The 1,389-nt window shown below is 38.7% G+C and carries 1 protein-coding gene; it reads right to left on the bottom strand.

What is annotated here, in order from left to right; translation table 11 throughout:
• Positions 1 to 96 precede the first annotated feature (96 nt).
• A partial coding sequence (locus tag H540_RS0122245) for an IS4 family transposase (RefSeq protein WP_028402436.1) occupies positions 97 to 1,389 on the bottom strand: 1,293 nt, incomplete at its 5' end.

The raw sequence follows: 1,389 nt of genomic DNA, 5'->3' as shown, positions 1-1,389 counted from the left end.
ATTTTGTATGTAAACCATTTATTTTTTATTCATTTAGCTACCAAGATGTAAAAATGTCCATAACAAATAAGCCCTAATGGGCTCAATTTTTTTCAACTAAGCAGCCTGGTCTTGAGCCATGGTATAATGATACACGACACCCAATATATCAAAGACTGTTTTCTTCTCATATCTATGAGACTTTCGCCCGTTGCGCTGTAGGAGGTTGAACAGGCGAAGTAATATCCTTGATATCTCTGTGGTGTCTTTTTCTATGGCTCTATGTAAAAGCGGGAAGTAATCTTGAATGACATATATGGCTTTATATTCACTTAGTTCTTTCCCTTTTTTCTTTAATAAAAGATCTCGCATTCGAAACATAGTAGAGGAACAAATAAGGATACTAATGAGCTGTCCATATAAATGGCACTCTAAGCGTTCTTGTTTGATATCTTTACAGTGATCGATCTCGAAGAAAGATTTCCATGTTTTAAAGAGAATTTCTATTTGCCACCGTAATGAATACAAGGGATGAACTTCTCGGGTCGGTACATCTTCTATCGGAGAGTTAGTAATGTATACATTGATGGCACTCAGACGTTTACTACGCTCCGAGTACACGATTCCCTTCTTTTTCTCCTTTACAGCCTGATTTTCCCGCCGCTTTTGGATCTGTTCCTCTGTTAGCCGATGGATAATCAATCGGGTCGGTAACTTTTGATATAGACCGATATAAACATTGGATATCTCATGTGTCTCACCGGGCTGAATCTGATTCATAAGATCTTCCATATTTAACTGAATATACTCAGACTGTTTCTTTACCTTTCCATCTTTAAAATACTCAGGGTGTGGGTTTCTCTGATACACACGATTGTTCAATTTTAAACGAGAAATATAGTAAGCGCCTCTCATGTCTATGTTTTCAAGATCCTTTAGGTCAAAGTAGCCTAAGTCACGAATACATAAGTCTTTCTCTCGAACAGTTTGTAAGCATACAGAACCGTAGGTTCGATCATTTTGTTTTCCAGGTCCCGTATCAACATGTAAAAACTGTCCGTTTAGGAGATCATATTCGAGCTGTATTTTAATACCGGCCTTATGGCTACTTCCTCCAGATCCTTTGTAAGCAGAAGCAAAGGTGTCCGGGAGTTGAAAGGTAGTGGAATCTAATATGCGAATCCGGTGAAATAAAGTGATGTAACTATGGGGTAGTGTTCCGGCTGCGTATAGCTTTTGAGTAAAAAGATGCGAAAATAGTTGTCGAAGAAATTGTACGGCTCGCGTATTAAATCGCTTATTAAGTCCTTCGGGACTCATGAGTACTCCCGTATAAGCTTCTAAGCGACTACACAACTGTGTTAAAGATGTACTTGCGACTTTTTGACTCAGCCACACGCAAAGTGCTAC

Source organism: Ectobacillus panaciterrae DSM 19096, assembly GCF_000430785.1.
Classification (GTDB): domain Bacteria; phylum Bacillota; class Bacilli; order Bacillales; family Bacillaceae_G; genus Ectobacillus; species Ectobacillus panaciterrae.
Note: the sequence above shows the minus strand (reverse complement) of the source record. Positions and strands in the feature narration are given on the sequence as shown.